Origin of the sequence: Cupriavidus sp. SZY C1 (assembly GCF_032190535.1) — a bacterium.
Taxonomy (GTDB): domain Bacteria; phylum Pseudomonadota; class Gammaproteobacteria; order Burkholderiales; family Burkholderiaceae; genus Cupriavidus; species Cupriavidus pauculus_C.
On the sequence record NZ_JAUANU010000004.1, the window covers coordinates 55,121 to 80,560 of the forward strand.

Consider the following 25,440-nt stretch of genomic DNA (forward strand, 5'->3'; position numbering starts at 1 on the left):
CGTCGCACGGCGCTTTTCTCTCGTCCCGCTCCGGCGTAAAGTGCCGATCATCGCGGTACCCGGTCGTCACCGAAGCCCCGGGTGCCCGCTTTGCCGCAGTGCATCAACAGAACTGCACGCGGCGGTGAGACGCGAAAGGAGGGAGAGAGATATGCGCATGTCGTGCGCGGTGCCGTCACGGCTCAACATTCTGGCGCGTGACCTGCTGTTCGTGCTCTGCATGAACACGGTGATCGCGGTCAGCCTCAACTACGGCTTCCAGACCGGCGGCACGCTGGTCCAGAACTTTGTCTACAGCCAGTTGATCGGCCTGTCCATCTGGACGCTGATCGACATTCCGCGCGTGCTGATCTGGTGGAACGACCGCCCGCGCCGCTGGCCGTTCATGTGCCTGGCCGTGGTGGCCGTGCCGCTGGGCGTGGTGCTGGGTAGCTGGTGCACGCGCGAACTGCTGGACCTGCCCGAGAAATCGCCCGCCGCCACGGGCGACATGCTGCGCATGTGCCTGATCGTCGGCATGCTGGCGTCGGCCAGCATGATCTATTTCTACTGGTCGCGCGAGAAGCTGGCCTACCTGGAGCGCCAGGCCGCGCTGGACGCGCTGCAGCGCGAGGAAGCCGAAAAGCAGCTTGTGCGCGCCCAGTTGATGGCGCTGCAGGCGCAGATCGAGCCCCACTTCCTGTTCAACTCGCTGGCCAACCTGGACGGCCTGATCGCCACCGACCCGCGCGCCGCGCGCCAGTTGCTGCAGCGGCTGATCGGCTTCCTGCGGATGTCGCTGTCGCACACCCGCGCCGAGCACTGCACGCTGGCGCAGGAATTCGAGCTGCTGCGCAGCTACCTGGAAATCCAGGGCATGCGCTTTGGCGCGCGGCTGGACTACGAGATCGACCTGCCGCCGGCGCTGGCCGATGCCGAGATCCCGCCGATGCTGATCCAGCCGCTGGTCGAGAACGCCGTGACGCACGGCATCGAGCCCTGCATGCGCGGCGGCAAGATCGTGCTGTCGGCCCGCGAAGGCGAGGGCGGCAGCCTGCAGGTGCTGATCGCGGACACCGGCGTGGGCTTCTGCCAGAGCGGCAAGAGCGGGTCCGGCCTGGGCCTGACCCACGTGCGCGAGCGGCTGGCGCGGATCTTTGGCGCCGCCGCCACCATGCAGATGGAGGAAAACGCGCCGCGCGGCGTGGTGGTGCGGCTGACGCTGCCGCTCACGCGCAGCACCGAGCCGACCATCGCCCCGATGCGCCCCGCGCCCGAAGCGCGGCCCGCGCCCCATGCCCCCGTGACCCCGGCGGTTTCCCGCACCTGACGCCCCATGTCTCCCACCCTGTTGATCGCCGACGATGAGGCGCTGCTTGCGCGCGTGCTGGAATCCGAACTGAAGACGCTGTGGCCCGAGGCCACGATCGCCGCCGTCGTGCACGACGGCATGGCCGCGCTGGACGCGGCGCGCGAACACCAGCCCGACGTCGCGTTCCTGGATATCCGCATGCCCGGCATGAGCGGCATGGACGTGGCGCGCGAGCTGATCGAATTCGACCGGCCGCCGCTGGTGGTCTTTGTCACCGCCTACGACCAGTTCGCGCTGGAGGCGTTCGAGCGCGCCGCCGTCGACTACGTGCTCAAGCCCGTGCAGCACGAGCGGCTGGAAGCCACCGTGGAACGGCTGCGCGCGCGCCTGAGCGCCAAGGCGGCCGAGGACATCGACGACGACGCGCAGGACGACGCCGCGGCGACCGATATCGGCACCATGGTCGACACGGACCGGCTGGCGCAGTTGCTGGCGCGGCTGGAGTCGCTGGACAAACCCCAGGCCGCCGCGCGCGGCCAGTACCTGCGCTTCATCAAGGCGCTGGTGGGGCAGGAGGTGCGCATCATCCCCGTGGACGAGGTGGTTTACCTGGAAGCCACCGACAAGTACGTGAACGTGGTGTCCACCGGCGGCGAGGCGCTGATCCGAACCAGCCTGCGCGAACTGACCCAGCAGCTCGACCCCGACCGCTTCTGGCAGATCCACCGCGGCACCGTCGTGAACATCGACTGCGTGGCCAGCGCGGTGAACCAGTCGCTGGGCCGGCTATCGCTGAAACTGCGCGACCGGCCCGAATCGCTGCCCGTGGCAAGGCAGTACGCGCACCTGTTCAAGCAGATGTGAGCGCGGGATCGTCAAAGCCGCACAGATTTCATCATGCGGAACGATGTTTTGATGCGCAAAAATCCGCCCGCGCGGGGTAGGGGTCCCATTTCTCACTGTGAAAAATTCCGTGCCGCATCGTGAAAAGTCGACGATAACTCGTTGATTTACGATGAATAAATAGTTGGTTGTGCACGCCGCACATCGCTTGTTGCATCGCGGGAAGGCTCTCTACACTCTTATATAAGACACATGTCTTGAGACGCAGGAGAGTGAACATGACGACCCGCCAACAACAGATCGATGCCCTGAAGCAGGACTGGGAGACCAACCCGCGCTGGAAGGGCGTGCAGCGCCACTTCAGCGCCGAGGACGTGGTACGCCTGCGCGGTTCCGTCCAGATCGAGCACACGCTGGCCCGCCGCGGCGCCGAGAAGCTCTGGCATCTGCTGAACACCGAGCCGTTCGTCAACACGCTGGGCGCGCTGACCGGCAACCAGGCGCTGCAGCAGGTCAAGGCCGGGCTGAAGGCCATCTACCTGTCGGGCTGGCAGGTGGCGGGCGACGCCAACCTGGCCGGCGAGATGTATCCCGACCAGTCGCTGTACCCGGCCAACTCGGTGCCGATGGTCGTCAAGCGCATCAACAACACGTTCCAGCGCGCCGACCAGATCCAGTGGAGCGAAGGCAAGGGCGATACCGACTTCTTCGCGCCGATCGTGGCCGATGCCGAGGCCGGCTTTGGCGGCGTGCTGAACGCGTTCGAGCTGATGAAGTCGATGATCGAGGCCGGCGCGGCCGGCGTGCACTTCGAGGACCAGCTGGCGTCGGTCAAGAAGTGTGGCCACATGGGCGGCAAGGTGCTGGTGCCCACCCGCGAAGCGGTGGCCAAGCTGACCGCCGCGCGGCTGGCTGCCGATGTGTCGGGCACCCCGACGCTGGTAATCGCCCGGACCGACGCCGAGGCGGCCGACCTGCTGACGTCCGACGTCGACGAGCGGGACCAGCCCTTCCTGACCGGCGGGCGCACCGTGGAGGGCTTCTTCCGGACCCGCCCCGGCATCGCGCAATCCATCGCCCGCGCGCTGGCCTACGCCGAAGTGGCTGACCTGGTCTGGTGCGAAACCGGCAAGCCGGACCTGGAATTCGCGAAGAAGTTTGCCGAGGCCGTGCACGCCAGGTTCCCCGGCAAGCTGCTGGCGTACAACTGCTCGCCGTCGTTCAACTGGAAGAAGAACCTGGACGACGCCACCATCGCCCGGTTCCAGCGCGAGCTGGGCGCCATGGGCTACAAGTTCCAGTTCATCACGCTGGCCGGCTTCCACTCGCTGAACTATTCGATGTTCAACCTGGCGTACGGCTACGCCCGCAACCAGATGTCGGCGTTCGTGGAGCTGCAGGAAGCGGAATTCGCCGCGGCCGAGAAGGGCTTCACCGCGGTCAAGCACCAGCGCGAGGTGGGCACCGGCTACTTCGACGCCGTGACGCAGGCCATCGAGGGCGGCCAGTCGTCGACGACCGCGCTCAAGGGATCGACCGAGGACGAACAGTTCTTCGACAAGAAGGTGGCGTAGCGCGCCGGCGACGGCACAACGATTCGGGGACGGCGCGCGACCATCGCGCCGTCAGTTTGGCCCCGCGCCGCACAACCTGCGGCGCGGTTTTTTCCAGAGGCGCTGGCCGGACCGGCGCCTGCGGAAAGAAGGGTGGGATCAGCGGTAGACGATGACCGGGATATCGGTATGGGTCAGCACCTTCTGCGTCTCGCTGCCGAGCAGCAGGCCCGACAGGCCGCGCCGGCCGTGCGACGCCATGAAGATCACGTCGCAGCCGTGGCGCTCCGCCGCATCGATGATGCCGAGGTAGGGCACGGCAAAGGTGGTCATGTCGGCATCGAACGGCAGGCCCTGTGCGACGGCCGCGGTTTCGATTTCCTGCAGATAGAGCCGGGCCTGGTTCTCGATGCGTTCCTTGAACGCCTGGGGCGCCTCGACCACGATCTCGCTGAAGGGCGTGTACGGATATTCCTCCAGACAGACGTAGGCGGTGACCCGCGCGCCGATGACCTTGGCCAGTTCCAGGCCGCCATCGATGGCCTTCTTGGACAACTCCGAACCGTCGGTGGGCAACAGGATGTGCTTGAACATACCGGACCTCCTTTCACGAGTGGGACGGGGGCAGGCCAGCATGGCGCCTGTCTTTTTGATTGTAGTCAGTGTGGAGTCTGCGCCATTGCGAAATATCAAGATTGTGCGATGGACAACCAATCGGAAAGGATGCCTGCCGTGCTAGGCCACGACCGCATGGACCTCGGCCACCGCGCTGCTGGGCGCCTGTTCGGCGCGGCGCCAGTAGACCGGGTTGCCGTAGGTGTTCTTGAGATGGTCGATGAACAGCCGCACGCGCAGCGGCAGGTGCTTGCGCTGGGGAAAGACCGCGTGGATGCCGATGGGCGGCGCCTGGAACTCGTCCAGCACGGTCACGAGCCGGCCGCTGACGATCTCCTGGCCGACTTCCCACCAGGACCGCCACGCCAGGCCATGGCCCTGCAGGCACCAGGCGTGCAGCACGGCGCCGTCGGTGCATTCCATGGTGCCGCCCACCTTGACCGTGACGGCGCGGCCGTCCTGCTGGAACACCCAGCCGCGCTGCACGTTGGCGCTGGCGCCGAAGGCCAGGCAGTTGTGGCGCGACAGGTCCTCGGGCAACTGCGGCGTGCCGGCGCGGGCCAGGTATTCGGGCGAGGCCACCACGACGCGGCGGTTTTCGGCCAGGCGGATCGACACCAGGCTCGAATCGGGCAGGTCGCCCAGCCGGATCGCGCAGTCGAAGCCCTCGTTGACGAGGTCGACCACGCGGTCCGAAAGATCGAGCGTGAGCGTGACGTCGGGATGGGATTCGATGAACAGCGGCACCAGCGGCGCCACGTGCTTGCGGCCAAAGCCGGCCGGGGCGGTCACGCGCAGGTGGCCGCTGGCCTTGACGCCGCCGGCCGACACGCTGGCCTCGGCGTTGTGGAGGTCGTTCAGGATGCGCTGGCAGTCTTCCAGGAAGGCCGAGCCTTCGAACGTCAGCGTGATCTTGCGCGTGGTGCGCACCAGCAGTTTCACGCCCAGGCGTTCTTCCAGGGCGTCGATGCGGCGGCCGATGATCGCCGGCGCCACGCCTTCGGCGGCTGCGGCGGCAGACAGGCTGCCGCGTGACGCCACCGACACAAAAGTCTCAAGTTGCTTGAAGTGGTCCACGAAAGATCGCTCGGCTGTACACAAGTCCGGAGGAGGATGGCCAAGATTAGTAGTGCAAAAGTAAAAGATCAAGTGACAGCGTGCCTCTTTGCCGCACTGCAGCGCGTCACTAGAATTCCATGCATTCAATCGTGTACAGGTCCATTCAGTCCCTGGCGTTTTGACAGATGAACAAAATCCGCGCGGTCGTTTTTGATGCCTACGGCACGCTGTTCGACGTGTATTCGGTCACGGCGCGGGCGGAGCAATTGTTCCCGGGCAAGGGCGAGGCGCTGGCGCTGCTGTGGCGCGAGCGCCAGATCGACTACACCCGGCTGCGCTCGCTGGCCGCCCCGGACGGCGCCCGCTACAAGCCGTTCTGGGACATCACGATCGACGCGCTGCGCTACGCGGCGGAGCGCCTGGCGCTGCGGCTCGACGACGCCGCGCAGGCCCAGTTGCTCAAGGAATACGCTTGCCTGTCGGCGTTCCCGGAAAACCTGGCGGCGCTCAAGCGGCTGCGCCGCGCCAACCTGCCGCTGGGCATCCTGTCCAACGGCAACCCCGAGATGCTCGACATCGCGGTCAAGAGCGCCGGCATGCAGGGGCTGTTCGACCATGTGCTGTCGGTCGATGCGGTGCGGCAGTACAAGACCGCGCCGGCCGCGTACGCGCTGGGGCCCAAGGCGTTCGGCGTGCCGGCGGCCGAGATGCTGTTCGTGTCGTCGAATGGCTGGGACGCCTGCGGCGCCACGTGGTTTGGCTACACCACCTACTGGATCAACCGTGCCGGCCATCCGGCGGAGCGCCTGGACGTGGCGCCCACCGGCACCGGGCACGACATGAACGACCTGCTTGCCTTCGTCGCCGCCTCGGGTGCGACGCTCTGACAGGCGGGCCCCCCTTAATACACCATCGCATACAGGAGAAGACTGATGGCTATCACGCTGCCCGCGGGCATGAAGATTACCGGCGAGATCCTGCCGGCCTACGAAGACATCCTCACGCCGGAAGCCCTGGCCCTGGTCGACAAGCTGCACCGCGCGTTCGAGCCGCGCCGCCAGGAATTGCTGGCCGCCCGCGTGGAACGCGCCAGGCGGCTGGACGCCGGCGAGATCCCCGACTTCCTGCCGGAAACGCGCAGCATCCGCGAGGGCGACTGGAAGGTAGCCCCGGTGCCCAAGGCGCTGGAATGCCGCCGCGTGGAAATCACGGGCCCGGTCGAGGCCAAGATGGTGATCAACGCCTTCAACTCGGGCGCTGACAGCTACATGACGGACTTCGAGGACTCGAACACCCCGAACTGGCACAACCAGATGCAGGGCCAGGTCAACCTGAAGGCCGCCGTGCGCCGCACGCTGACGCTGGACAGCAACGGCAAGCACTACAAGCTCAACGACAAGATCGCCACGCTGCAGGTGCGTCCGCGCGGCTGGCACCTGGACGAGAAGCACGTCACCATCGACGGCAAGCGCGTCTCGGGCGGCATCTTCGACTTCGCGCTGTTCCTGTTCCACAACGCCAAGGAACAGATCGCGCGCGGCGACGGCCCCTTCTTCTACCTGCCGAAGATGGAGAGCCATCTGGAAGCCCGCCTCTGGAACGACATCTTCGTGATGGCCCAGAACGAAGTGGGCCTGCCGCAGGGCACCATCAAGGCCACGGTGCTGATCGAGACGATCCTGGCCGCCTTCGAGATGGAAGAAATCCTGTACGAACTGCGCGACCACAGCGCGGGCCTGAACGCCGGCCGCTGGGACTACATCTTCTCGTGCATCAAGAAGTTCAAGGTCGACAAGAACTTCTGCCTGGCCGACCGCGCCAAGGTGACGATGACCGCGCCGTTCATGCGCTCGTATGCGCTGCTGCTGCTGAAGACGTGCCACAAGCGCGGCGCGCCGGCCATCGGCGGCATGAGCGCCCTGATCCCGATCAAGAACGATCCGGAGAAGAACGCCGTGGCCATGGAAGGCATCATCAGCGACAAGCGCCGCGATGCCACCGACGGCTACGACGGCGGCTGGGTGGCCCATCCGGGCCTGGTCGAGCCGGCCATGAAGGAATTCGTCGCGGTGCTGGGCGACAAGCCGAACCAGTTCGACAAGCAGCGTCCGGACGTGGACGTGAAGGGCGCCGACCTGCTGAACTTCCAGCCGGAAACGCCTATCACCGAGCACGGCCTGCGCATGAACATCAACGTCGGCATCCACTACCTGGGCGCCTGGCTGGCGGGCAACGGCTGCGTGCCGATCCACAACCTGATGGAAGACGCCGCCACGGCCGAGATCTCGCGCTCGCAGGTCTGGCAATGGATCCGCTCGCCCAAGGGCAAGCTTGAGGACGGCCGCAAGGTCACCGCCGAACTGGTCCGCGCGCTGATCCCCGAGGAACTGGCCAAGGTCAAGGAAGTGGCCGGCGGCGGCGCCACCTACGACCGCGCCGCGCAGATCTTCGAGCAGATGTCGACGTCGGAAGACTTCGCCGAATTCCTGACGCTGCCGCTGTACGAGGAAGTGTGAGGCCGAGGTAGTTGCCTGGCCGAGAACCCCGCGCGTTGTCGCGGGGTTTTTTGTTTTTGGGGGTGGCGGCGTGGTCGGCCGACGGTTTGCTCAACACCCCCAACACACCACCGTTTCTCCAGAACCCCCATAATACGGACCATCACGAACGGGAGAAAAAAGTTGCGTTTCGAACACCTGGTGGAAATCAATGACCCAGGCAACCCGACGCTGGAGCCGTTGACGGCCGACCAGCTCTGGCAGGGCCTGGTGCTGCGGGCGGAGTCGCCCGAGCTGTTCGTGCTGGGGCTGGACCGCGCGGAGATCGTCGCGCGGGGCGATGGCTGGCTCGAACGGGTGCTCCATTTCGGCCAGGCCCATATCAGCGACCGCGTGGTCTACGTGCCGCGCCGCGCCGTGCGCTATGAAACGGCCGCCACGGCCGAGCATGCCGGGGGCACGCTGACGATGACCATCGAGACGCCGGCGGCCGGGGCGCTGCTGGTGCGTTTTGTCTACGAGACCACGATGCCCAACGTGGACGCCAGCGGCGACGACCGCTACGCGGAGATCGTCAAGTCCGCCTATCACGAGGCGGACCTCGATACCGTGCGCAAGATCCGCGAGATCGCGTCGACCGGGCGGCTCGGGTGAGCGGCGAATCCACTGCGCCGGCAAGTACCGGCAGCGGGGACGATCCGGGAGGAGACAAGCCCGAGCCCAGGGCCGGCGGCCCCACGCGCGCCGCGCTGCGCGACCGCTACGGCGACCGCCTGCGCTGGCTGATCCTGCTCACGCTGATGCTGGGCGCGATGTCGTCGATCGTCTCGTCGACCATCGTCAACGTGGCCATTCCCGACCTGAGCCGCCATTTCGTGCTGGGCCAGGAGCGCGCCCAGTGGGTGGCGGCCAGCTTCATGATCGCCATGACGATGTCGATGCTGCTGACGCCGTGGCTGCTCAACCGCTACGGGCTGCGGCGCACGTTCATCGGCACGCTGCTGCTGCTGGGCACCGGCGGGCTGGTCGGCGGGTTCTCGCCCACGTTCGGCGTGATGCTGGCCATGCGCGTGGCCGAGGGCATCGCCGCCGGCATCATGCAGCCGCTGCCCAACATCTTCATCCTGCGTGCGTTCGACGAGCGCGAGCAGGGCCGCGCGATGTCGCTGTTCGGCTTTGGCGTGGTGCTGGCGCCGGCCATCGGCCCCAGCCTGGGCGGCTTCCTGGTCGAACTGTTCGGCTGGCGCTCGATCTTCTTTGTCGTAGTGCCGCTGACGCTGGCCGGCTGGTGGATGGCGCGCCGCTACATGGCCGTGGATTCGGCGATGATCGGCGAGCGCAAGCCGCTGGACTGGCGCGGGCTGGCGCTGGTGGGCGTGGCTACCGTCAGCCTGCTCAACGGGCTGGTGGCGATGCGTGCCAACGCCGGCGAGGGCATCGGCCTGGCGCTGTTCGGCGTGGTCATGCTGGCCGTGTTCGTGGCCTGGCAACTGCGCGCGCCGGATCCGCTCATGAACATGCGGCTCTACAGCTACCGCCAGTTCGCGGCCGGCGCCATCGTCGCGTTCATCTACGGCGCCGGGCTGTTCGGCTCCACGTACCTGCTGCCGGTCTACATGCAGACGGCGCTGGCCTATACGCCGTCGGCGGCCGGGCTGGTGCTGATGCCGGCCGGCATCGCGCTGGCCGTGACCATCGCCGTGGCTGGCCGGCTGACCAGCCGCATCCGGCCGCACAAGCAGGTGTCGTTCGGGCTGGCGCTGCTGGCGGGGTCGTTCCTGCTGATGGCCACCGGCTCGATGGCCACGCCGTACCTGCTGATCGTGCTGTATGCCGTGATCGGGCGGATCGGGCTTGGCTGCATCCTGCCGTCGCTGACGCTCGGATCGATGCGCGGCGTCGATTTCTCGCTGATCGCGCAAGGGTCGAGCTGCATCAACTTCCTGCGCCAGCTGGGCGGGGCGATTGGGGTGAGCCTGGCCGGCGTGGGGCTGGAATGGCGGCTGGCCGAGCACGGCGTGATGCTGGGCGCCAGCGGCCAGATGGCCGCGCAGGCGGTGCAGGCGGCCCAGATCCGGGCGTTCGACGAGACGTTCCTGGCCGTGGGGGTGGTGATCGCCACGGCGATGCTGGCCGCGTGGCGCATCCGGCCGCGTCCGGCGCCGCCGGGCTAGGGCGCCTGGCGCGGCGTTACTGCAGCGTCGGCAGTTCGTTGCGCTGGTAGCAGACGCCAGCCAGGAAGCCGCTGAGCGTGGAGGCGGCGTCGCGGCCGCCGGCCGGGCGGGCCTGGATGGCCGACGCGGCGAATTCGGTCAGCGCCACCATCGGCGCGGAGGGCGGGTTGCCGCCTTCGAACAGTGCCCGCTTGGCGCTGTAGCCATGCGTGCGCATGTCCACGGCCGCCGACAGCGCCGTGGCCGCGTAGACCGTGCACGACCGGTAGCGCACCGGATCATAGGCCGGCGCGGCCGGTGCGGCTGTCCTGGCCGATGGCTGCGCGGGGTGGGCGGCGTGCGGTGCGGCCGTCAGCGCCGCGGGCAGCGCCAGCGCGCAGGCGGTGAACAGCACTCGGAATGTCTTCATGTCTGCCTGGGGTACGACACCATTGCGGATAGTCTGGTTATCGGCAGGAAAGACCGCGGGCTGAGCGCCGCGTGGGCGGCGCCCGCCGCGCCGGGCCCGGAGTGGGCGCCGGCAGGAAAGAGCAGGGGAGCCGGATCAGCTGGCGCGGCCGGCCAGCAGGTCGGCCACCAGTTCCACGTACTTCTGCTTGGCGTCGTCCTGACTGGTGCCCTTGAGCGCCTCCCAGGCCTCGAACTTGTAGCGGCCGACGAAATCGGTCATGCCGGGCTTGTCGCCGTGCGCGTCGCCCTCGGCACCCTGCTTGTAGAGCGCGTACAGGCGCAGCAGCGTCATGTTGTTGGGGCGCTCGGCCAGCGTCTTGACGTCGATTTGGGCCTGGTCGAATTGGGCCTGCAGGTCGCTCATGGGGTCTCCGGGTGGGATGGCAATGACAAGGGCCGATGATAAGCGCCCGCGCCGTCCGTTCGGCGGCAAAAAAATCGAGGAAGCCTTCGGTCGGGCCGCGCGGCGCGGTGCGCGCCGCGTGCCGGCGCCAATACTGCTTTGCCCCGGCAGCGGATACAATCGCTGCCATGTCCTGGATTCTTGCTGTCGAAACCTCCACAGAGTGGTGTTCCGTCGCACTCGGGCGCGCCGCCCCCGACGGCGCCATCGAGTGTTTCTCCCGTCATGAGCACACCGGCGCGCGGTCGTCGTCGCGCGTGCTGCCCGCCGTGGGCGAGGTGCTGGCCGAAGCCGGCATCCGCCTGGCCGACTGCGCCGCCATCGCCTTCGGCGCCGGCCCCGGATCGTTCACGGGCCTGCGCACCGCCTGCGGCGTGGCCCAGGGCCTGGCCTTTGGCGCCGACCTGCCCGTCATCCCCGTCAACGTCCTGATGGCTTGTGCCGAAAGTGTACGCACCGGCACGCCGCCGCTGCCCGCCGGCGCCGCCGTGCTGGTGGCGCTGGACGCCCGCATGGATGAAGCCTACGCCGCCGCGTTCCGCTGGGACGCCGCCGCCGGGGAATGGTCGATGGCCGGTGCCATGCACGTGGGCGCGCCCGAGGCGGTGGCCGCCCCGGACGGCGATTACTGGCTGGCCGGCAACGCCGCCACGGTGTTCGGCGAGCGGCTGGCCGTGGCCGCCGGCGCGGCCCGCACCGTGCCGGACGCCATGCCCGATGCCCGCGCGATGGTCGCCATCGGCCTGCGGGCGCTGGCGCGCGGCGAGACCATCGACGCCGCCGACGCCATGCCGATCTACGTGCGCGACAAGGTCGCCCAGACCATCGCCGAGCGCGAAGCCGTTGCCGCGGCCAAGGCCGCCGCGCTGGCCGGAGGTGCCGCATGAGCGCCGCGCTGCTGCCCGCCGAACGGCCCGACTGGCCACTGGTGCCGGTGATGCCGGCGCTGGCGCCGGGCTGGGCGCTCGACCACATGAGCGCGCGAGATTTGGCCGAAGTCGCCGCGATCGAGCAGCGCGCCTACAGCCATCCGTGGACGCGCGGCAACTTTGAGAATTCTCTGAAGGCCGGCCATTTCGGCCTGACGATGCGCGACCCGTCGCGGGCGCTGATTGGCTACGCGATGCTGATGCCGGTGGTCGACGAGATGCACCTGCTCAACATCACGATCGACCCGACCTACCAGCGGCAGGGCTACGGCCGGCTGCTGCTGGCCATTGCGCTGGCCACGTCGCACGCGCACCAGCTGCGGACCATGCTGCTGGAAGTGCGGCCGTCGAACCTGGGCGCGCTGGCGCTGTACCTGGAGGCCGGGTTTGTCGAGATCGGACGCCGCAAGGGCTACTACCCGGCCACGGCGCTCGGGCGCGAGGACGCGCTGGTGCTGCGCCGCGTGTGGACGGCCGATGGCGCGGGAGCCGCCACATGAACCGCCGCGCGATGTTCCTGGAAGTGCTGGGCATTCCCGCCGAGTGGGTGCCGCGCCAGCCGGCGGGCGATGAGGTGGGCGAAGATTCCGGCGTGCCGCTGGCCGCGGAGCCGGCGGAGTCGGCCGTGGCGGAGGCGCCGGCCGAGGTTCGCGCCGAAGCTCTGACCGAAGCGCCGGCCATCTCGCGCGCCGACCCCGTCATCGATCCGGCCGACGCCGCGCTGGAACTGGCCGAGACCGTCGAGGCGTTCGACGTCCCGCCGCCGTCCCCGCCGCCTGCGCCGCGCGCCGCCGCGCCCGTGTCGCGCCTGCCGGACCCTTCGGGCCGCGCGACGGCCATCGCCGCCATGGCGTGGCCGGACCTGGCCGACAGCGTGGCCGGCTGCACCGCCTGCGGGCTGTGCGAATCGCGCACGCAGACCGTGTTCGGCGTGGGCGACACACAGGCCGACTGGATGCTCGTGGGCGAGGCGCCCGGCGAGAACGAGGACCTGCAGGGCGAGCCGTTCGTCGGCCAGGCCGGCAAGCTGCTCGACAACATGCTTGGCGCGCTGGGCCTGGCGCGCGGGCAGAACGTCTACATCGCCAACGTGCTCAAGTGCCGGCCGCCCGGCAACCGCAATCCGGAGCCGGACGAGGTGGCGGCCTGCGAGCCGTACCTGCGGCGCCAGATCGCGCTGATCCAGCCGAAGGTGATTGTCGTGCTGGGCCGGTTCGCCGCGCAGTCGCTGCTGCGCGCGACCACGCCGATCGGCAAGCTGCGCGGCACGGTGCACCAGTACGAAGGCATTCCCGTCGTGGTGACCTACCACCCGGCCTACCTGTTGCGCACGCTGACCGACAAGGCGCGCGCCTGGGAGGACCTGTGCCTGGCCCGCGAGGTACATGACCGTGCGGGAGCTGAAGCCTGATCTCGCGCAACTGAACCTGCCGGGCGGCTGCGCGCCGTCCGGGGTGGACGCGCCGCTGCCGCTCTGGTGCGGCGCGCCGTCGCAGCGCACGCGCGACCTGGCGTGGTGCTCGCTGTCGCCCGCGCTGCTTTCCCATCTTCCCGCCGTCTATGGCGATGCGCCGGCCCGGCTGGCGCAGTGGCCGGCCGGTGCCCGCGCCGCCTGGCGCACGTGGCTGGCGCAGGCCGATGCCGCGGGCCTGCCCGAGACCATCGCCGAACTGAGCCAGCATCCCGACCCCACCGGCAGCCGCAGCCTGCGGCTGGGCCGCCATGCCGAGCGGCTGCTGCACTTCGCGCTGCAACACGCGCCGGGCGTCGATCTGCTGGCCGCCAACGTGCCGATCCGCCGCGCCAACGGCCACGGCGTGCAGACGCTGGGCGAACTCGACGTGCTCTGGCGCGATCCGGCCGCCGAGGCGACCGTGCACTGGGAGATGGCCGCCAAGTTCTACCTGCACGTCGGGGGCCACGCCAGCGACCGTGCGTTCGTCGGCCCGAACCTCGTGGACCGGCTGGGCGACAAGCTCGACCATATCGTCCGGCGCCAGTTGCCGCTGGGCCGCACCGCCGAGGCGCAGGCCGTGGTCGGGCGGCCCGTGGACCGCAGCGAGGTCTACCTGCTGGGCTGGCTGTTCTATCGCGATGGGGCGATGCCGGCCGGTCTCGATGCGCTGGGCATCGCGCCCGATCACCTGAACGGGTGGTGGCGCACGCTCGATAGCTGGCACGGCTGGGCAACCGAGCCGGCGCGGCAGGACGTGCGGTGGTGCCGGCTGTCGCGCACCGACTGGCTGTCGGGCGCCCGCGTGCCGGCCGCCGGCACCGAATCGGCCGAGGCACTGCGCGACGGGCTGGCCGAGCGGTTCTCGGATGCCGTCCACGCCTGGCGCCGCGAGGCGCCGGTCATGGTCTGCGAACTGGTGGAAGCGGAGGGCGCGCCCGGCACCTGGCGCGAGCGGTCGCGCGGGTTCGTGGTGCCGGACGGGTGGGAGGCCAGGGCGGCGCAGCGGGCCGCCGCGCCGTAAGGGGAGGGCTGGCGGGCCTAGTGGTGCTTGTCCTCGCCGATCATCGCCAGCGAGTTGTACACCCGGACATTGTGCTTGTGCAGCCGCATGACCAGCGCCATCGTCGCCACGATGAACAGGCCCAGCGCGACGATCACGAAGCCGATCGGCACGTTCAGCTTGATCAGCAGCGCGTACAGGCACAGCATCAGCAGCACCGACACGTTTTCGTTGAAATTCTGCACCGCGATGGAGTGGCCGGCCGACAGCAGCACGTGGCCCCGGTGCTGCAGCAGCGCGTTCATCGGCACCACGAAATAGCCCGACATGGCGCCCACGATCATCAGGAACACGTACGCGATGGCCATGTACAGCGGCATGGCCATGCCGAACACGTCCAGCGTCACGTCCGGCATGGTGTCCTTGGTGTAGAACGCCATCAGCACCACGGTGGCGCCCATGGCCACGCCGAACGGCAGCACCGACAGCGAGCGGCGCAGCGGGATGCGCGCGGCGGCCATGATGGCGCCCACGGCCACGCCCACGGCCACCACGGCCTGGAGCAGCGCGCCCTGCGACAGGTTCAGCCCCAGCGACTTCTCGGCCCACTTGAGCACGATGAACTGCAGCGTGGCGCCCACGCCCCAGAACAGCGTGGTCACGGCCAGCGAGATCTGGCCGAGCTTGTCACGCCACAGCGCGATGAAGCAGTCGCCGAATTCGGCAATCAGCTTGACCGGGTTCTTTTCCTGCTGGGGATAGCGCGCGCCCGTGTCCGGGATGAACAGGTTGAAGACGGCGGCGACGAAGTAGAACAGCATGATCACCACCATGGCCGCCTCGGCCGGGGTGTTGATGCCGGTGTCGACGTAGGGCAGGTCCAGCCGCAGCAGGATGGTCGACAGGTGCACCGATATCAGCGCGCCGCCCACCACGGTGCCCAGGATGATCGACCCGACCGTCAGGCCCTCGATCCAGCCGTTGGCCATGACCAGCTTCTCGGGCGGCAGCAGCTCGGTCAGGATGCCGTACTTGGCCGGCGAATAGGCCGCCGCGCCGAACCCGACCACGCCGTAGGCCAGCAGCGGGTGCAGCCCGAACATCATGATGGCGCAGCCGACGATCTTGATCGCGTTGGTGATCAGCATCACCTTGCCCTTGGGCATCGAGTCGGCAAAGGCGCCCACGAAGGCGGCCAGCACCACGTAGGACAGCACGAAGAACAGCTTGAGCAGCGGAGTCATCCACTGCGGGGAATGCAACTCGGTCAGAAGGGCAATGGCCGCGATGAGCAGGGCATTGTCGGCCAGCGACGAGAAAAACTGCGCGGCCATGATCGTGTAGAAACCCTTCTTCATACCTTGGACTTTGTCTCCATCGCGGGCATCCGTTTGGACGGGCAAAAGTGCACCGGCGGGCAGCGCGGTGGCTTGCAGGGAACCTGTCGCGCCTGCCTTGTCAAAGTGGGGCGGCGACGCTACCTTCGCGCGCCTTGCGGCTTGCCTTACCGTCATTGACATATTGCTTCTCTTTTAAAACATGGCCGGAGCGTCCGGCTTTATATCACGAATCCGCGACATTTCAGCACACCGGCGGACGCGCATTGGACAGTACATGCCCGGATGGATTCCCGGACCCGGCTCGTGAATGTGGTCAAATACCGCCTGCGCGAGGTGGGCCCCAGCGTCCGCACCGGCCAGCCATGCCAGATGCCTTCCGATGCACAGTGTGTGCCACCTCAACGCCCGAATCCAGCGGGCTGCCGACCGGGTCTACCCGAACCCGGACCGCGCACCAGCGTGCGGCAGCCCACCCAAGTTGTCATTCCCATGCCAAGACCCATTCACGCCGTCATCCACCAGCCCGCGCTGGCCAACAACCTTGAGGTGGTCCGCCGCCACGCGCCGGACGCCCGCGTCTGGGCCGTGGTCAAGGCCAACGCCTACGGCCACGGCATCCGCCGGGCGTTTGCCGGCCTGAAAGCCACCGACGGCTTCGGGCTGCTGGACCTTGACGAGGCCGTGCTGCTGCGCGAACTGGGCTGGCAGGGGCCGATACTGCTCCTGGAGGGATTCTTCCAGCCGCAGGATGTTCCCCTGATCGAACAATATCGCCTCACCACGGCCATTCATTGCGAGGAACAGCTTCGCATGCTGGAGCTGGCCCGGCCCAAGGGCCCGCTGCCCATCCAGCTCAAGCTCAATACCGGGATGAACCGGCTGGGCTTCCGCCCGGCGCAGTACCGGGCGGCCTGGGAGCGGGCGCGCACGCTGTCGTGCGTGGGGAGCATCGTCCACATGACGCATTTTTCCGATGCCGACAGCCCGCGCGGCATCGCGCACCAGATCCAGGCATTCGAGGCCGCCACGGCCAACCTGCCGGGCGAGGCCAGCCTGTCGAACTCGGCGGCCGTGCTCTGGCACCCGTCCGCGCACCGCAACTGGGTGCGGCCGGGCGTGATCCTGTACGGCGGCTCGCCTACCGGGCTGTCGGCCGACATCGCCGAGACGGGCCTCCAGCCGGCCATGTCGCTGCATAGCGAACTGATCGGCGTGCAGGACCTGCAGCCCGGCGATACGGTCGGCTACGGGTCGATGTATACGGCCGACCGCCCGATGCGGATTGGCGTGGTGGCCTGCGGCTATGCCGACGGCTACCCGCGCCACGCGGCGGGCTGGGGCGAGCGGCGCGCGCCGGTGCTGGTGGACGGCGTGCGTACCGAACTGGTGGGCCGCGTGTCGATGGACATGCTCTGCGTGGACCTGAGCCCGTGCCCGAAGGCCCGCGTCGGCACGCCGGTCACGCTCTGGGGCCATGGGCTGCCGATCGACGACGTGGCCGCGGCCAGCGGCACGGTGGGCTACGAGCTGATGTGCGCGCTGGCGCCGCGCGTGCCGACGACCGTTGCCACGCTGACCACCGCCGACAGCGCCGCCGTCCACGGCGCCTGAGCCCGGCCGCCGTCCGACCCCGACCTCCACTTTCTCGCCGATGGCCAAGACCAAGACCGTCTACACCTGTACCGAATGCGGCGGCACCGCGCCGCGCTGGGCGGGCCAGTGCCCGCAATGCAACGCCTGGAACACACTTGTCGAAACCGTGGCCGACTCGGGCTCGTCGGCCGCGCGGCGCTTCCAGCCGCTGGCGGCGTCGGCCGTGGTCCGCAAGCTGAGCGATATCGAAGCGGCCGACGTGCCGCGCTTCACCACGGGCATCGACGAGTTCGACCGCGTGCTGGGCGGCGGGCTGGTGTCCGGCGGGGTGGTGCTGATTGGCGGCGACCCCGGCATCGGCAAGTCCACGCTGCTGTTGCAGACGCTGGCCAACCTGTCCGCCAGCCGGCGCGTGCTGTACGTGAGCGGCGAGGAATCGGGCGCCCAGATCGCGCTGCGCGCCCACCGGCTGGGCGTGGAGGCGGCCTCGCTGGGCCTGCTGGCCGAGATCCAGCTGGAGAAGATCCAGGCCGCGCTGGAGGCGGACAAGCCCGAGGTGGCCGTGATCGACTCGATCCAGACGCTGTACTCGGACGCGCTGACGTCGGCGCCGGGCTCGGTGGCCCAGGTGCGCGAATGCGCGGCGCAACTGACGCGCATTGCCAAGAGCAGCGGCACGACCATCATCCTCGTCGGCCACGTGACCAAGGAAGGCAGCCTGGCCGGGCCGCGCGTGCTCGAACATATCGTCGATACGGTGCTGTATTTCGAGGGCGACACCCATTCGTCGCACCGGCTGATCCGCGCGTTCAAGAACCGTTTTGGCGCGGTCAACGAGCTTGGCGTTTTTGCGATGACCGAGCGCGGGCTGCGCGGCATCAGCAATCCGTCGGCGTTGTTCCTGTCGCAGCATGCCGAGCAGGTGGCCGGCTCGTGCGTGCTGGTGACGCAGGAGGGCACGCGGCCGCTGCTGGTGGAGGTGCAGGCGCTGGTGGACACGGCCAACGTGCCGAACCCGCGCCGGCTGGCCGTGGGGCTGGAGCAGAACCGGCTGGCGATGCTGCTGGCGGTGCTGCACCGGCACGCGGGCATCGCGTGCTTCGACCAGGACGTGTTTCTGAACGCGGTGGGCGGGGTCAAGATCAGCGAACCGGCGGCCGATCTGGCCGTGCTGCTGTCGATCCATTCGTCGATGCGCAACAAGCCGCTGCCGCGCGGGCTGGTGGTGTTCGGCGAGGTGGGGCTGGCCGGCGAGATCCGGCCCAGCCCGCGCGGGCAGGAGCGGCTGCGCGAGGCGGCCAAGCTCGGTTTCACGACGGCCGTGATTCCGAAGGCCAACGCTCCCAAGCAGGCCATCGACGGGCTGGAAGTGATTGCCGTGGACCGCCTGGAGCAGGCCATCGACCGCGTGCGGCAACTGGACTGAGCGGGTGCGTCAATCGACCACAGCGGCCCGGCCGCCCAATTACGCGGCGGGCCGGCTGTGGGTCATCAAAATCGGTAATAATTCGCGTCGACGCCGTTCCTGGCATTCGACGCATCCGTTCCCATGCAAGCCAATTCCCGACCCTATTTCCTGCTGATCGCCATCGTCTCGTTCGCCCTGCTGGGCGCCGCGCTGTACATGCAGTTCGTGGAAGGCTACCAGCCGTGTCCGCTCTGCATCATGCAGCGGTTCGCGTTCGTCGGCATCGGCGTGTTCTCGCTGCTGGCGGCCATCGCGCAGAACACGCGCACGCTGTGGCAGGGGCTGGGCATGCTGTCGGGCGTGGCCGGGATTGCGGTGGCCGGCTACCACGTGTCGCTGCTGTTGAACCCGAAGTCGTCGTGCGGCATCGACCCGCTGGAGAACTGGGTCAACGCGCTGCCCACGGCCAAGCTGCTGCCGCAGTTGTTCTATTCCGACGGCCTCTGCACCGCGCCGCTGCCGCCGCTGTTCGGCCTGTCGATCCCGGCCTGGTCGCTGATCTGGCTGGTCATCCTGACGCTGACGCTGGCAGTGGGCCTGATCCGGCGGGAGAAGAATTTTCGGTAGGGAGCCGGCGGTGAGGGCAGGCGGTTCCACCGGCGACAAGTCGCAATTTGAACCTCAACGCCCTCTCCCCCAACCCCTCTCCCGCACGGCGGGAGAGGGGAGCCACACCCCCCGCCGCCCCTCAAAAACCTCAAGCACCCATCAAGCAATCTGCTCGATCTGTTCCTGCAGTGCCAGCCAGCGTTCCTCCAGCTGGTCCAGTTCGCCGGTGACGTCGGCCTGGCGCTTGAGCATTTCCATCAGCCTGGCCTTGTTGGCGTCCTCGTAGCTTGAGGATTCGGCCATGAAGGCGTCAATGGCGGCCTTGTCGGCCTGCAGCGTCGACATGCGCTTTTCCACCTTTTCCAGTTCCTTGGTCAGCGGCTTGCGCAGCGCGGACAGCCGCTGGCGTTCGTCGGCTTCGGCGCGGCGCTGGTCGCGGCGGTTGACGGCGGGCGCGCCGGCGTCGGCCGCGTGGCTGGCCACGGCGGCGTTGCGCTTGGCGGCGGCCTGCTGCAGCAGCCAGTCGCGGTAGTCGTCCAGGTCGCCGTCGAACGGCTGGATCGTGCCGTCGGCCACCAGCATGAACTGGTCCGACGTGGCGCGCAGCAGGTGGCGGTCGTGCGAGACCAGGATCAGCGTGCCTTCGAACTGGGCCAGCGCCATGGTCAGCGCCTCGCGGGTGTCCAGGTCCAGGTGGTTGGTCGGCTCGTCCAGCAGCAGCAGGTTCGGCTTCTGCCAGACGATCAGCGACAGCGCCAGCCGGGCCTTTTCGCCGCCCGAGAACGGTTCGATGGGCGACGTGGCCATGTCGCCCCGGAAGTTGAAGCTGCCCAGGAAGTCGCGCAGTTCCTGCTCGCGCACGTCCGGGGCCAGCCGGGCCAGGTGCTGCAGCGGCGAATCGTGGTCGCGCAGCGTTTCGAGCTGGTGCTGGGCAAAGTAGCCGATGACCAGCCCCTTGCCCAGCCGCAGCGTGCCGTTCAGCGGCGGCTGCGTGCCGGCCAGCGTCTTGACCAGCGTCGACTTGCCCTGGCCGTTGGCGCCCAGCAGGCCGATGCGCTGGCCGTTCTGGATCGACAGCATGAGCCGGTGCAGGATGGTGACGGGCGGGTCGGCCTCGGCGTAGCCGCAGTCCACGTTGTCCAGCACCATCATCGGATTGGGCGCCGAATCGGGCTCGCGGAATTCGAACGCGAAGCCGGCCGCCACGTGCACGGGCGCCAGCCGCTCCATCTTTTCCAGCGCCTTGACCCGGCTCTGCGCCTGCCGCGCCTTGGTGGCCTTGGCCTTGAAGCGCGTGATGAACGATTCCAGATGCGCGATTTCCTTCTGCTGGCGCGTGTAGGCGGCCTGCTGCTGGGCCATCTGCTGCAGCCGCATGGTCTCGAACTGGGTGTAGTTGCCGCCGTAGCGCTTGAGCTGCTGATTCTCGATGTGGACCGTGACCGTGCAGATCGCGTCCAGGAACTCGCGGTCGTGCGAGATCATCACCAGCGTGCCCGGGTAGCGGGCCAGCCAGTCTTCCAGCCAGACGATGGCGTCGAGGTCCAGGTGGTTGGTCGGTTCGTCGAGCAGCAGCAGGTCGGACGGGCACATCAGCGCCTGGGCCAGGTTCAGCCGCATGCGCCAGCCGCCCGAGAACGACGCCACCGGCTGCGACACCTGCGGCAGCGTGAAGCCCAGCCCCAGCAGCAGCGCCTCGGCGCGGGCGGCGGCCGTGTAGCCGTCGGCATCGGCGTAGGCGGCGTGCGCCTCGGCCTCGGCCGAGCCGTCGCCGCTGGCCTGCGCGCCGGCAATGCGAGATTCGATGGCGCGCAGCCGCGTGTCGCCGTCGATGACATAGTCCACGGCCGTGCGGTCCACGGCCGGGGTTTCCTGCGCCACGTGCGCGATGCGCCACTGGGCAGGAACAATCACATCGCCGCCATCGGCATGCAGTTCGCCGCGCAGCATGGAAAACAGCGTGGACTTGCCGCTCCCGTTGGCGCCGACAAGGCCCACGCGCTCGCCCGGGTTGAGCGTCACGCTGGTGTGGTCGAACAGCACCTTGGTGCCGCGCTGGAGGACAAGCTGGTCGATTCGTATCACAAGACTCACCGTGGTTTCGGCAGGCCGGCATTGTAGCGCCGTGGCGGGCCGCCCGGCCCGTGCCGCGCGCGGCGGCTTTCAGCGAGCTTGCATGTCCGCCTCCATGTATTGAGGGATTTCCCCTAGACCGTCACATTCGGTCGCGCGGGCACAGCATTTGCGTGTAAATTTATTTACATTGGTTGCTGCACTGCGAAAGTGCCTTTTCATTGCCGATTGCCCGCGTGACCCGCAATCGGCGCCGAAATGGTGCGCCGCCTGCCCATTTCCCACCGCCACGCTCCTGCCATGTCCAACGGCCAGACGATTTCCGAACGCATCGCCCGCGCGCTGCCCACACTGACGCCCGCGCACCAGCGCATGGCGAACTATGTGCTGGACAACCTGTTTCGCGCGGCCACGATGCGGATCGACGAGTTCGCGGCGGCCGTGGAAGTGTCCGTGGCCACCGCCAACCGCTTTGCCAAGGCGCTGGGCTTCGACGGCTATCCGCAGTTCCGGGCCGAGCTGGTGCGCGGCTTCGAGGCCACGCTGGCGCCGGTGGAGCGCCTGCGCGACGAACTGGCCCGGCCGTCGACCGTGGCCGACGTGTTCGCGGCCTCGCTGGAAGACGGCGCCCGCAACCTCGAATCGACGCGGCGCAGCCTGGACCCCGAGTCCATCGAGCGCGCCGTCGACGCGATCCTGCAGGCCGAGCGCGTCTATGTGATGGGCTTTGGCGCCAGCGGCTACCTGGCCGGGCTGATGCAGCACGGGCTGGAGATGCACTGCCGCATGGTGACGTCGGTATCGACGGTGGGCGGCGCGTCGCACGCGGCGCGGCAACTGTTCAAGCTCACGCCGCGCGATCTGGTGGTCTGCATCGCGTTTCCGCGCTACGTCACCGACTCGATCAAGCTGGCGCAGCGCGTGAAGATGCACGGCGGCCGGCTGCTGGCGCTGACCGACGGCCCCACGTCGCCGCTGGCGCCGCTGGCCGACATCGCGCTCTACGCCAACGCCGGCAACCGGCTGTCGGCCAATTCCGAGGCCACCGTGCTGGCACTGATCGAGGCGCTGTGCGGGGCCGTGTCGTACCGCTCGGTGCGGGCCGTCAAGGCCGCCGCCGAAATGACCGAATTCCTGCTGCCGTGGCTGTATGGCGCGCCCGGTGCGCGCGACGACCGCGCCGCACCGAAATCCTCCGACTGAAGCAAAGAAGGGAAGTAGAAGGACCTATGCCTCAAGCTGTTATCGCCATCCACGGCGGCGCCGGCACGATTACCCGTGCGGCCATGGACGCCCAGCGCGAACGCGACTACACCGCCGCGCTGGAACAGGTGCTGCTGGGCGGCCAGCGCGTGCTGGCCGACGGCGGCAGCGCCCTCGATGCCGTCACCGAAGCGGTGCGCCTGCTCGAAGAGTGCCCGCTGTTCAACGCCGGCCGTGGCGCCGTGCTGACGCACGCCGGCACCTACGAACTGGACGCCTCGGTCATGGACGGCCGCACGCTGGCCGCCGGCGCCGTGGCCTGCGTCAAGCGGCTGCGCAACCCGGTGCTGGCCGCGCGCGCCGTGCTGGAGCGGAGCGAACACGTGTTGTTCGCGGGCGAAGGTGCCGAGGCATTTGCCGAAGCGCAAGGCCTGGAACTGGTGGCACCGGAATACTTCTTCACACAGGCCCGCTACGACCAGTGGCAGCGCGCGCGCGGCACGGCCGGCATGGCGCTGCTGGACCACGACGCCGCCGCGCTGGCGGCCAGGGCGGCCCAGGCCGATCCGCTGGACGCCGACAAGAAGTTCGGCACGGTGGGCGCGGTGGCCTGCGATGCGCAGGGCAACCTGGCCGCGGCCACGTCCACGGGCGGCGTCACGAACAAGCAGGTGGGCCGGGTGGGCGATACGCCGCTGCTGGGCGCCGGCTGCTACGCCGACGACATGGCGGCCGTGTCCGCCACGGGCACCGGCGAGATGTTCATCCGCACCGCCGCGGCGTTCGATGTCTCGGCGCAGATGCGCTACGCCGGGCTGTCGCTGGAGGAATCGGCGCGGCGCGTGGTCATGGAAAAGCTGCCGGCCATCCAGGGGCGCGGCGGCCTGATCGCGGTGGACCGCGCCGGCAACGTGACGCTGCCGTTCAACACCGAAGGCATGTACCGCGGCGTGGCCCGCGTGGGCGAGCCGGTCAACGTCTGGATCTACGGCTGATATGGCGAATACTGTTTCCAAGCAAGGCATTGTGCTGCCGCCCGAGCGGGTGGTGGCCGTCGACAACCTGACCGTGCGCTTTGCCACGTCCGAGCGGACCGTGGAGGCCGTGCGCAACCTGTCGTTCCACGTCGACCGGGGCGAGACGCTGGCCGTGGTGGGCGAATCGGGATCGGGCAAGTCTGTGACGTCGCTGGCGCTGATGCGGCTGGTCGAGCACGGCGGCGGCAAGATCGCCCAGGGCAGCATGCTGCTGCGCCGGCGGGCCGGCGAGGTGCTGGACCTGGCCCGGGCGCCCGAGTCCACGCTGCGCACCGTGCGCGGCGCCGACGTGGCGATGATCTTCCAGGAGCCGATGACGTCGCTGAACCCGGTGTTCCCGGTAGGCGAGCAGATTGCCGAGTCGATCCGCCTGCACCAGGGCAAGAGCAACGCGGCCGCGCGCGCCGAGGCGCTGCGCATGCTGGAACTGGTTCGCATTCCCGAGGCGCGCCGCGTGCTGGACCGCTATCCGCACCAGCTCTCGGGCGGCATGCGCCAGCGCGTGATGATCGCCATGGCGCTGTCGTGCAAGCCGGCGCTGCTGATCGCCGACGAGCCCACCACGGCGCTGGACGTGACGATCCAGGCCGAAATCCTGCAGCTCATCCGCAACCTGCAGGCCGAGATGGACATGGGCGTGGTCTTCATCACGCACGACATGGGCGTGGTGGCCGAGGTGGCCGACCGCGTGCTGGTGATGTACCGCGGCGAGAAGGTGGAAGAGGGCACGTCGGACGACGTGTTCCACGCCCCGGCGCACCCGTACACGCGCGCGCTGCTGTCGGCGGTGCCCAAGCTGGGCGCCATGGCGGGCACGGACCTGCCCGCGCGCTTCCCGCTGGTGCAGATGACCGACGGCGCGGCCGCCGTGGCGGAACTGCCGCAGGACACCGTGCCGGCCGGCGCCGCGCCGATCCTGCGCGTGCGCGACCTGGTGACGCGCTTCGACGTGCCGGGCGGGCTGTTCGGCAAGGTCACGCGCCGCGTGCACGCCGTGGAGCAGGTCAGCTTCGACCTGTACCCGGGCGAGACGCTGGCGCTGGTGGGCGAATCGGGCTGCGGCAAGTCCACCACGGGCCGCTCGCTGCTGCGGCTGGTGGACGCGCAGAGCGGCACCATCGAGTTCGCCGGCCAGAACATCAGCAAGATGCAGGGCCCGGCGCTGCAGGCGCTGCGCCGGAACATCCAGTTCATCTTCCAGGACCCGTTTGCGTCGCTGGACCCGCGCGTGCCGGTGGGCTACTCGATCATGGAGCCGCTGCTGGTGCACAAGGTGGCCAGCGGCAAGGAAGCCGAGGCCCGCGTGGCGTGGCTGCTGGAGAAGGTGGGTTTGACGGCCGCGCATGCGTCGCGCTATCCGCACGAGTTCTCGGGCGGCCAGCGGCAGCGCATCTGCATTGCGCGGGCGCTGGCGCTGAACCCGAAGGTGGTGGTGGCCGACGAGTCGGTGTCCGCGCTGGACGTGTCGATCCAGGCCCAGATCGTCAACCTGATGCTGGACCTGCAGCGCGAGCTGGGCGTGGCCTTCCTGTTCATCTCGCACGACATGGCCGTGGTGGAGCGCGTGAGCCACCGCGTGGCGGTGATGTACCTGGGCCAGATCGTCGAGATCGGCCCGCGCCGCGCCATCTTCGAGAACCCGCAGCACCCGTACACGAAGAAGCTGATGTCGGCGGTGCCGATTGCCGACCCGGCCCGCCGCCATCTGAAGCGCGAGCCGCTGAACGACGAAATCCCGAGCCCGATCCGCGCGGTCGGCGACGAGCCGGTGGTGCAGCCGCTGGTGGCCGTGGCCGGCAGCGGCGCGCAAGGCCACTTCGTGGCCCGCCACGCGGTGGGCGGCGCGTACTGACCGGCCCGGAACCCGTAGTCCCAAAGTCCTGTAGTCCCGTAGTTGCTTTTGCGTTTT

Annotated in this window: 23 protein-coding genes; 17 read left to right on the plus strand and 6 right to left on the minus strand. The window is 68.7% G+C overall.

The window, feature by feature from the left end:
- Positions 1-151: 151 nt before the first annotated feature.
- The 3 genes from QTN24_RS08545 to aceA all read left to right on the plus strand — a co-directional run bounded on the left by QTN24_RS08545 (position 152) and on the right by aceA (position 3,708).
- Positions 152-1,309 carry a sensor histidine kinase gene (locus QTN24_RS08545; protein WP_124684093.1) on the plus strand — a complete coding sequence of 386 codons (1,158 nt, stop codon included), beginning with the start codon at positions 152-154 and terminating at the stop codon, positions 1,307-1,309.
- 6 nt (positions 1,310-1,315) lie between these two features.
- Complete coding sequence (locus QTN24_RS08550; protein ID WP_313836468.1) at positions 1,316-2,155, plus strand: LytTR family DNA-binding domain-containing protein; 840 nt, start codon at positions 1,316-1,318, stop codon at positions 2,153-2,155.
- A gap of 257 nt (positions 2,156-2,412) precedes the next feature.
- Positions 2,413-3,708: an isocitrate lyase gene (aceA, locus tag QTN24_RS08555; protein WP_313836469.1), complete on the plus strand. Its 1,296-nt coding sequence runs from the start codon at positions 2,413-2,415 to the stop codon at positions 3,706-3,708.
- A gap of 138 nt (positions 3,709-3,846) precedes the next feature.
- Here aceA and QTN24_RS08560 read toward each other — a convergent pair whose 3' ends face one another.
- Both QTN24_RS08560 and QTN24_RS08565 read right to left on the minus strand, forming a co-directional pair.
- Positions 3,847-4,281: a universal stress protein gene (locus QTN24_RS08560; RefSeq protein ID WP_124684096.1), complete on the minus strand. Its 435-nt coding sequence runs from the start codon at positions 4,279-4,281 to the stop codon at positions 3,847-3,849.
- A gap of 141 nt (positions 4,282-4,422) precedes the next feature.
- The gene (locus tag QTN24_RS08565) at positions 4,423-5,451 is read right to left on the minus strand and encodes a LysR substrate-binding domain-containing protein (RefSeq protein ID WP_409558992.1); all 1,029 of its coding nucleotides are present in this window, start codon (positions 5,449-5,451) and stop codon (positions 4,423-4,425) included.
- Positions 5,452-5,546: 95 nt separating this feature from the next.
- On the opposite strand from QTN24_RS08565, the gene QTN24_RS08570 reads away from it, so the two are divergent.
- The 4 genes from QTN24_RS08570 (at position 5,547) to QTN24_RS08585 (ending at position 10,030) form a co-directional block, all read left to right on the plus strand.
- Positions 5,547-6,248 (plus strand): haloacid dehalogenase type II, encoded by a 702-nt coding sequence (locus tag QTN24_RS08570; RefSeq protein ID WP_124684098.1) that lies wholly within the window; start codon positions 5,547-5,549, stop codon positions 6,246-6,248.
- Positions 6,249-6,293: 45 nt separating this feature from the next.
- Positions 6,294-7,877 carry a malate synthase A gene (gene aceB, locus QTN24_RS08575; RefSeq protein WP_124684099.1) on the plus strand — a complete coding sequence of 528 codons (1,584 nt, stop codon included), beginning with the start codon at positions 6,294-6,296 and terminating at the stop codon, positions 7,875-7,877.
- Between the two features lie 162 nt (positions 7,878-8,039).
- Entirely contained in the window at positions 8,040-8,510 is a 471-nt protein-coding gene (locus QTN24_RS08580) for an SRPBCC family protein (protein WP_124684100.1), read from the plus strand.
- Positions 8,507-10,030 carry a DHA2 family efflux MFS transporter permease subunit gene (locus tag QTN24_RS08585; RefSeq protein WP_409558993.1) on the plus strand — a complete coding sequence of 508 codons (1,524 nt, stop codon included), beginning with the start codon at positions 8,507-8,509 and terminating at the stop codon, positions 10,028-10,030. The genes QTN24_RS08580 and QTN24_RS08585 overlap by 4 nt, the downstream gene beginning before the upstream one ends.
- 16 nt (positions 10,031-10,046) lie before the next feature.
- Here QTN24_RS08585 and QTN24_RS08590 read toward each other — a convergent pair whose 3' ends face one another.
- On the minus strand, positions 10,047-10,439 hold the full coding sequence (locus QTN24_RS08590) for a hypothetical protein (RefSeq protein ID WP_313836473.1): 393 nt from the start codon (positions 10,437-10,439) through the stop codon (positions 10,047-10,049).
- Positions 10,440-10,574: 135 nt separating this feature from the next.
- Entirely contained in the window at positions 10,575-10,844 is a 270-nt protein-coding gene (locus QTN24_RS08595) for an acyl-CoA-binding protein (RefSeq protein WP_124684103.1), read from the minus strand.
- A gap of 167 nt (positions 10,845-11,011) precedes the next feature.
- Between QTN24_RS08595 and tsaB the strand changes: the two genes are divergently transcribed.
- Genes tsaB through QTN24_RS08615 form a run of 4 tightly spaced genes read left to right on the plus strand, consistent with a single transcriptional unit; the run spans position 11,012 to position 14,289 of the window.
- Entirely contained in the window at positions 11,012-11,770 is a 759-nt protein-coding gene (gene tsaB, locus QTN24_RS08600) for a tRNA (adenosine(37)-N6)-threonylcarbamoyltransferase complex dimerization subunit type 1 TsaB (protein WP_124684104.1), read from the plus strand.
- Positions 11,767-12,312: a ribosomal protein S18-alanine N-acetyltransferase gene (gene rimI / locus QTN24_RS08605; RefSeq protein WP_313836477.1), complete on the plus strand. Its 546-nt coding sequence runs from the start codon at positions 11,767-11,769 to the stop codon at positions 12,310-12,312. Before tsaB ends, rimI begins: the two co-directional genes overlap by 4 nt.
- Positions 12,309-13,223, plus strand: a complete 915-nt coding sequence (locus QTN24_RS08610) for a uracil-DNA glycosylase (RefSeq protein WP_313836479.1) — start codon at positions 12,309-12,311, stop codon at positions 13,221-13,223. Before rimI ends, QTN24_RS08610 begins: the two co-directional genes overlap by 4 nt.
- Complete coding sequence (locus tag QTN24_RS08615) at positions 13,198-14,289, plus strand: DUF1853 family protein (protein ID WP_124684107.1); 1,092 nt, start codon at positions 13,198-13,200, stop codon at positions 14,287-14,289. The genes QTN24_RS08610 and QTN24_RS08615 overlap by 26 nt, the downstream gene beginning before the upstream one ends.
- Before the next feature lie 17 nt (positions 14,290-14,306).
- On the opposite strand, the gene lplT is transcribed toward QTN24_RS08615, so the two are convergent.
- The gene (gene lplT / locus QTN24_RS08620) at positions 14,307-15,626 is read right to left on the minus strand and encodes a lysophospholipid transporter LplT (protein ID WP_124684108.1); all 1,320 of its coding nucleotides are present in this window, start codon (positions 15,624-15,626) and stop codon (positions 14,307-14,309) included.
- A gap of 471 nt (positions 15,627-16,097) precedes the next feature.
- Between lplT and alr the strand changes: the two genes are divergently transcribed.
- The 3 genes from alr (at position 16,098) to QTN24_RS08635 (ending at position 19,236) form a co-directional block, all read left to right on the plus strand.
- Positions 16,098-17,219 carry an alanine racemase gene (gene alr, locus QTN24_RS08625; RefSeq protein WP_313836481.1) on the plus strand — a complete coding sequence of 374 codons (1,122 nt, stop codon included), beginning with the start codon at positions 16,098-16,100 and terminating at the stop codon, positions 17,217-17,219.
- 40 nt (positions 17,220-17,259) lie between these two features.
- Positions 17,260-18,627: a DNA repair protein RadA gene (gene radA / locus QTN24_RS08630; RefSeq protein WP_124684110.1), complete on the plus strand. Its 1,368-nt coding sequence runs from the start codon at positions 17,260-17,262 to the stop codon at positions 18,625-18,627.
- Between the two features lie 123 nt (positions 18,628-18,750).
- Positions 18,751-19,236 carry a disulfide bond formation protein B gene (locus QTN24_RS08635; RefSeq protein ID WP_124684111.1) on the plus strand — a complete coding sequence of 162 codons (486 nt, stop codon included), beginning with the start codon at positions 18,751-18,753 and terminating at the stop codon, positions 19,234-19,236.
- Between the two features lie 141 nt (positions 19,237-19,377).
- Here the strand turns inward: QTN24_RS08635 and QTN24_RS08640 are convergent, their stop codons facing one another.
- Positions 19,378-21,303: an ATP-binding cassette domain-containing protein gene (locus QTN24_RS08640; RefSeq protein ID WP_313836483.1), complete on the minus strand. Its 1,926-nt coding sequence runs from the start codon at positions 21,301-21,303 to the stop codon at positions 19,378-19,380.
- A gap of 288 nt (positions 21,304-21,591) precedes the next feature.
- Between QTN24_RS08640 and QTN24_RS08645 the strand changes: the two genes are divergently transcribed.
- The 3 genes from QTN24_RS08645 to QTN24_RS08655 are packed head-to-tail and all read left to right on the plus strand — an operon-like array spanning position 21,592 to position 25,383.
- Positions 21,592-22,494, plus strand: coding sequence for a MurR/RpiR family transcriptional regulator (locus QTN24_RS08645; RefSeq protein ID WP_313836485.1), 903 nt, complete (start codon positions 21,592-21,594; stop codon positions 22,492-22,494).
- A 26-nt stretch (positions 22,495-22,520) separates the two neighbouring features.
- Positions 22,521-23,489, plus strand: a complete 969-nt coding sequence (locus QTN24_RS08650) for an isoaspartyl peptidase/L-asparaginase (protein ID WP_313836486.1) — start codon at positions 22,521-22,523, stop codon at positions 23,487-23,489.
- 1 nt (position 23,490) lies between these two features.
- A complete protein-coding gene (locus tag QTN24_RS08655) occupies positions 23,491-25,383 on the plus strand; it encodes a dipeptide ABC transporter ATP-binding protein (protein WP_124684115.1) in 1,893 nt (630 codons plus the stop codon).
- Positions 25,384-25,440: the final 57 nt, after the last annotated feature.

What these genes read in the sequence shown, in the direction of transcription:
- QTN24_RS08545 (WP_124684093.1), top strand. Translation starts at nt 152, where the DNA reads ATGCGCATGTCGTGCGCGGTGCCGTCACGGCTCAACATTCTGGCGCGT.
- QTN24_RS08550 (WP_313836468.1), top strand. Translation starts at nt 1,316, where the DNA reads ATGTCTCCCACCCTGTTGATCGCCGACGATGAGGCGCTGCTTGCGCGC.
- aceA (WP_313836469.1), top strand. Translation starts at nt 2,413, where the DNA reads ATGACGACCCGCCAACAACAGATCGATGCCCTGAAGCAGGACTGGGAG.
- QTN24_RS08560 (WP_124684096.1), bottom strand. Translation starts at nt 4,281, where the DNA reads ATGTTCAAGCACATCCTGTTGCCCACCGACGGTTCGGAGTTGTCCAAG.
- QTN24_RS08570 (WP_124684098.1), top strand. Translation starts at nt 5,547, where the DNA reads ATGAACAAAATCCGCGCGGTCGTTTTTGATGCCTACGGCACGCTGTTC.
- aceB (WP_124684099.1), top strand. Translation starts at nt 6,294, where the DNA reads ATGGCTATCACGCTGCCCGCGGGCATGAAGATTACCGGCGAGATCCTG.
- QTN24_RS08590 (WP_313836473.1), bottom strand. Translation starts at nt 10,439, where the DNA reads ATGAAGACATTCCGAGTGCTGTTCACCGCCTGCGCGCTGGCGCTGCCC.
- QTN24_RS08595 (WP_124684103.1), bottom strand. Translation starts at nt 10,844, where the DNA reads ATGAGCGACCTGCAGGCCCAATTCGACCAGGCCCAAATCGACGTCAAG.
- tsaB (WP_124684104.1), top strand. Translation starts at nt 11,012, where the DNA reads ATGTCCTGGATTCTTGCTGTCGAAACCTCCACAGAGTGGTGTTCCGTC.
- rimI (WP_313836477.1), top strand. Translation starts at nt 11,767, where the DNA reads ATGAGCGCCGCGCTGCTGCCCGCCGAACGGCCCGACTGGCCACTGGTG.
- QTN24_RS08610 (WP_313836479.1), top strand. Translation starts at nt 12,309, where the DNA reads ATGAACCGCCGCGCGATGTTCCTGGAAGTGCTGGGCATTCCCGCCGAG.
- QTN24_RS08615 (WP_124684107.1), top strand. Translation starts at nt 13,198, where the DNA reads ATGACCGTGCGGGAGCTGAAGCCTGATCTCGCGCAACTGAACCTGCCG.
- lplT (WP_124684108.1), bottom strand. Translation starts at nt 15,626, where the DNA reads ATGAAGAAGGGTTTCTACACGATCATGGCCGCGCAGTTTTTCTCGTCG.
- alr (WP_313836481.1), top strand. Translation starts at nt 16,098, where the DNA reads ATGCCAAGACCCATTCACGCCGTCATCCACCAGCCCGCGCTGGCCAAC.
- radA (WP_124684110.1), top strand. Translation starts at nt 17,260, where the DNA reads ATGGCCAAGACCAAGACCGTCTACACCTGTACCGAATGCGGCGGCACC.
- QTN24_RS08635 (WP_124684111.1), top strand. Translation starts at nt 18,751, where the DNA reads ATGCAAGCCAATTCCCGACCCTATTTCCTGCTGATCGCCATCGTCTCG.
- QTN24_RS08645 (WP_313836485.1), top strand. Translation starts at nt 21,592, where the DNA reads ATGTCCAACGGCCAGACGATTTCCGAACGCATCGCCCGCGCGCTGCCC.
- QTN24_RS08650 (WP_313836486.1), top strand. Translation starts at nt 22,521, where the DNA reads ATGCCTCAAGCTGTTATCGCCATCCACGGCGGCGCCGGCACGATTACC.
- QTN24_RS08655 (WP_124684115.1), top strand. Translation starts at nt 23,491, where the DNA reads ATGGCGAATACTGTTTCCAAGCAAGGCATTGTGCTGCCGCCCGAGCGG.